4 protein-coding genes and 2 pseudogenes are annotated in these 4031 nt (G+C 61.7%); 2 read left to right on the top strand and 4 right to left on the bottom strand.

The window, feature by feature from the left end; all coding sequences use genetic code 11:
- Positions 1-89: 89 nt before the first annotated feature.
- Both CAPSK01_RS21945 and CAPSK01_RS21940 read right to left on the bottom strand, forming a co-directional pair.
- Positions 90-818, bottom strand: coding sequence for a methyl-accepting chemotaxis protein (locus tag CAPSK01_RS21945; protein ID WP_273703122.1), 729 nt, complete (start codon positions 816-818; stop codon positions 90-92).
- A gap of 45 nt (positions 819-863) precedes the next feature.
- Positions 864-1724 carry a methyl-accepting chemotaxis protein gene (locus CAPSK01_RS21940; RefSeq protein WP_273703121.1) on the bottom strand — a complete coding sequence of 287 codons (861 nt, stop codon included), beginning with the start codon at positions 1722-1724 and terminating at the stop codon, positions 864-866.
- A 337-nt stretch (positions 1725-2061) separates the two neighbouring features.
- Here CAPSK01_RS21940 and CAPSK01_RS21935 point away from each other — a divergent pair.
- Positions 2062-2395 (top strand): annotated as a pseudogene (locus CAPSK01_RS21935) (DUF4372 domain-containing protein); the annotation flags it as partial.
- A pseudogene (locus CAPSK01_RS21925) lies at positions 2325-2847 on the top strand (GGDEF domain-containing phosphodiesterase). The pseudogenes CAPSK01_RS21935 and CAPSK01_RS21925, both read left to right, overlap by 71 nt.
- A gap of 119 nt (positions 2848-2966) precedes the next feature.
- Here CAPSK01_RS21925 and CAPSK01_RS21920 read toward each other — a convergent pair.
- The gene (locus CAPSK01_RS21920) at positions 2967-3623 is read right to left on the bottom strand and encodes a PEP-CTERM sorting domain-containing protein (protein WP_273703120.1); all 657 of its coding nucleotides are present in this window, start codon (positions 3621-3623) and stop codon (positions 2967-2969) included.
- Between the two features lie 142 nt (positions 3624-3765).
- Positions 3766-4031, bottom strand: a 266-nt coding sequence (locus CAPSK01_RS21915; protein ID WP_273703119.1) for a hypothetical protein, incomplete at its 5' end; no start/stop codon positions are given.

Raw genomic sequence — 4031 nt, 5'->3', positions numbered from 1 at the left:
AGCGCCGGCGACCCGGATGCCCGACGCGACGCGAGCGGCCGACCGGCGACCGTAGCGGACGCCGGGGAAGGCGCGCCCGATCGTCCGGATCAGGCGATGCGAAAACGCGAGACGGCACCCACCAGGCCGTCGGAGAGCTTGTTCAGTTCGCCGGCCGAGTTGGCGACGGAGCCGATCGCGTTGTTGTTCTCCTCGATCATCTGGACGATGTGTTCGACGCGATTCGCGAGATCGTGGCTGGCGCTCGACTGTTCGTCGAGTGCGGAGGCGACGTTGTCGATGACGCCGGTGACGCGACGGGCGTCTTCGTCGATCGCGCGCATCGAGTCCCCCGCGTGGCGGGCCTTTTCCATCCCCTGGCGCATCTGCGCCACGGTGCTCTCCATGCTGTCGGTCACGCCGCGGCTGCGCCCCTGAATCGCGCTCACCATCTGGGTGATTTCCTGCGCCGAAGCGGCCGAGCGCTCGGCGAGCTTGCGCACCTCGTCGGCGACGACGGCGAAACCGCGACCCATCTCGCCGGCACGCGCCGCCTCGATGGCGGCGTTCAAGGCGAGCAGGTTGGTCTGTTCGGCGACCTCCTTGATGACGCTGACGATGGTCGATATGCGCTCCGACTCGCTGCCCAGCTCGTGCGCGCTGGCCGCGCTGGTTTCCATCGTCTTCGACAGCCGGTCGATTTCGTCGATCAGATTCCCGATCTGGCCGGCGCCGGCGGTGGCCCCCTGGCTGGCGGTCTGCGCCAGTTTGCGGGCGTCGCTCGACAGACTGGCGACGTGGCTGATGCTGGCCGACATTTGTTCCAGCGCCGCCGCCATCGCCGACGCCGATTCGGATTGCTCTTCGGAACTCGTGCGTACCTGCTACGCGGCGCCGCTCAACTGGCCCGAGGTCGACGCGACGGCGTCCGCACTGCCGCGAACCTGCCCGATCGCCGCGCGCAAGGCCTCGCTCATCGTCTTGACGCCGGCTTCCAGGCGGACGATTTCATCCTTGCCCTGCGGGTTCAGGTTCACGGTCAGATCTCCCGCGGCGATGGTTTCGACGGCCTGCAAGACCTGGCCGACCGGCCGGGTGATCGAGCGGGTGATCAGGACGGCGCCACCGACGGCGATCGCCAGCGACAATGCGAGGAGCGCGAACAGCAGGGTCTTTGCGGTAGCGTAGGCGTCAGCCGCGTCCTTCATGGATGTCTCGCTCTGCCGATCCTGCCAGCCGGAAAACGCGTCGAGCGCCTCGCGCACCTTGTCGAACGCGCCGCGTACGGCAAGCGCGGCGGTACGCGCTTCCGTTTCGGCGCCGGAATTGACCAGGTTGATCAGGTCGTCGACGACCGCCTTGGCCTTGGCATTGGCCTCCATCACCCGGCCCAGCAGTTCGAACTCCTGGGGTTGGGCGTCGGTACTCTTCAGGCTGGCGTCGAGTTTGTCGTGCACGCGAACGAATTCATCCCGCAGTTTTCCCAGGCGCTCGATCGCCGCCGTGCGATCCGCCTTCTCGGTCGCCAGCACCACGTCGCGCGCCGCGATGGCCCGGCCGTCCAGGATGATCCGCAAACGCAGCGCCATCTCTTTCTGCGGCGTGGTGCTATGGGTGATCTCGTGGAAGTGCGCGTTGATCCGGGACATCTGGAAAACGCCGGTCAAAGCCATCAGCGCGACAAGCGCCGTCAGCAAACCGAAGCCCAGGGCAAGCCGCAGACTGATAGCATAATTTTTGAGCATGTTGCATCTCCTGACTCTGTGGTCGAAATCTTATTCTCTTGGGTACCCTACCGGAGAACCCATGAAAAACGTCAAATATCATCATAAACAACGACTTTGTCGTATGCATTCCGAGTGCAGAGGCCCTGGTGATAGCCCTCCCGCGCCTTGCCGATCCCGGACACATTCGGTCAATTTATATCACCAATCAGTGGTGTCCGGTTAACGGTTAAAACGAAGCCCATGAACTGGAAACCCAGCTCTGATGCGGTATCTGACGCGATGAAGGGTGGTGTCGATGTCAACGTCGAACGGCGATTCGGGCAGGCTTCCGGGTTTTCTCCCGGAGACGGTTGCCATGAACACCGGCAAACCCCTGTTCGCCCAGATCATGGAATTCCTTCCATGGACGACCTTTACTCGTCTGGTTCATCGCTACGGCAGCGATCGATATGCGAAGTCGCTGACTTGTGCCGAGCAGTTTCGCATCATGGCTTTCGCTCAGCTGACCTATCGCGAGAGCCTTCGCGACGTCGAGGTCTGCTTGTCGGCGCAGTCGGCCAAGCTTGATCACATGGGGGTTTCGGCAGGAGATCAAGCTTTCCGACGGCAAGTTGCACGATGTCAACGTGCTCGACGTGCTGGTGCCGGAAGCCGGAGCGATCCATGTCATGGACCGCGGCTATCAAGAACGTCAATGATTCGCTCGGGCACCGGATTGGCGACGAGCGGCCGGCCCAGTTCGCCGAGCGACGGAAACGCGCCGTGCGCGAAGACGACATGGTTTCCCGTCTCGGTGGCGACGAGTTCATCCCGATCGCCGAGGAGTCCGGGCTGATTCTGCCGATCGGCGAATGGGTGTTACGGACGGCGGTCCTCCAGATGCGTCTCTGGCAGCAAGCCGGCCTGCCGCCGATGAGCGTGGCGGTCAATCTCTCGGCGGTGCAGTTTCGTCAGGCGAACCTGACCCAGTGGATGTCCCGGATTCGTGGCGGCGACCATCAGCCTGGCGCACGACCTGGGCCTGCAGACCATCGCCGAGGGCGTTGAAAACGAGGCGCAACTCGCCTTCCTGTGGGCGAAGGGCTGTGATGAAGTGCAGGGCTACCTGTTCAGTCGGGCAAAGCGTTGCACGCTCGGCTGACTCGTTCCGACGCACGCGATCGGGATGAGACACAGTTCATACGCGCGCCTCTCTTTCCGGTGAGAAAAAAGGCGACATGAAGCCGCCTCTTGTCCCTCAGGCGTACCCCCGGTTGTTGGTCATCCTTTGCGGCGGCGCAGCGCACCCAGTCCGACCAGCCCGAGAGACAGCAGAGCGAAGGATGCGGGTTCTGGAATCGAAGCGCGGTCGTTCGTCAGGTTGAAGGCAAGGTTCTGATCCTGTAACGTCCAGCCGGTACCGGTACCGGTGCGGAACTGCCGATGACTGCCGGGGCCCGTGGTTTCCATTCCCCATAACTCGCGAAGCGTCGTGTTCGATACGGTGAACCAATATTTCGTCGCGGCAGCGAGAGCAAGCGGCCCAAAGTCTGCCGAATACGCGTACTCGGTGGCGCTAAATATAAAGTTGCCCGTCGCCGTCTGATTCGCATTGCCGACGATGTATTGCTTGATCAGGGAGCCGGGAGCCCCCGTGTCATCGTTGTAGAAGCCGATGACGAAGTTACCGGCAGGACAGGAGTTGCTGCCGCCGAAGCAAGCGCCCCACCAGTGTGCATCGGTCACCGTCGTCGCGCCGGGCTTAAGCACGAAGTCCTCCGCAGCGGTCGTGAATGTAAAGCTGGTGTCGGCGAGATAGACGTTACCGAGGTTCGGGGCGCCGCCGTCATAAATGACCGCCGCTCCAGCCTGGCTTGCGCCGAATGCGATCAGGAGAATGGCCGCCAATTTGCGACCGTTTGTTGCAGGGATTTTCATAACTATCTCCAGAAAATTAATTTTTTTTTTTCATGGAACGTCCGTCAGCGAGCACTCTTCCAAGACCAGTCGCTTGCTAACGGACCGTTGATATATAGCGCTAAGGTGATTTCCGCAAAACGCCATACCAAGAGTCATCACGTTAGGCCGGGCTCAGGGCCAGAAAAACAAGCCGCTGCGATAGTTGTTCGGGATCTTGATTTCCGGAAATCACCTTATTGTCTTTCGTGCGATCCTTGGCTTTACTCCGCCAGAATGGGCTTACGTCACGAGCGAAATCACTGGCCTGACCATCGACCAGGGCGCTGCACGAAGCATTGACCGGAACATCCGTTTGCGGCCGCTTACGCCTCGGTCGCTGGGTCGGATCGAAGAGGGGCATCTGATGCAGGATCACGTGCACATGCT

Source organism: Candidatus Accumulibacter vicinus (genome assembly GCF_000584955.1).
Classification (GTDB): domain Bacteria; phylum Pseudomonadota; class Gammaproteobacteria; order Burkholderiales; family Rhodocyclaceae; genus Accumulibacter; species Accumulibacter vicinus.
This window is presented reverse-complemented; position numbering and strand designations above follow the sequence as displayed.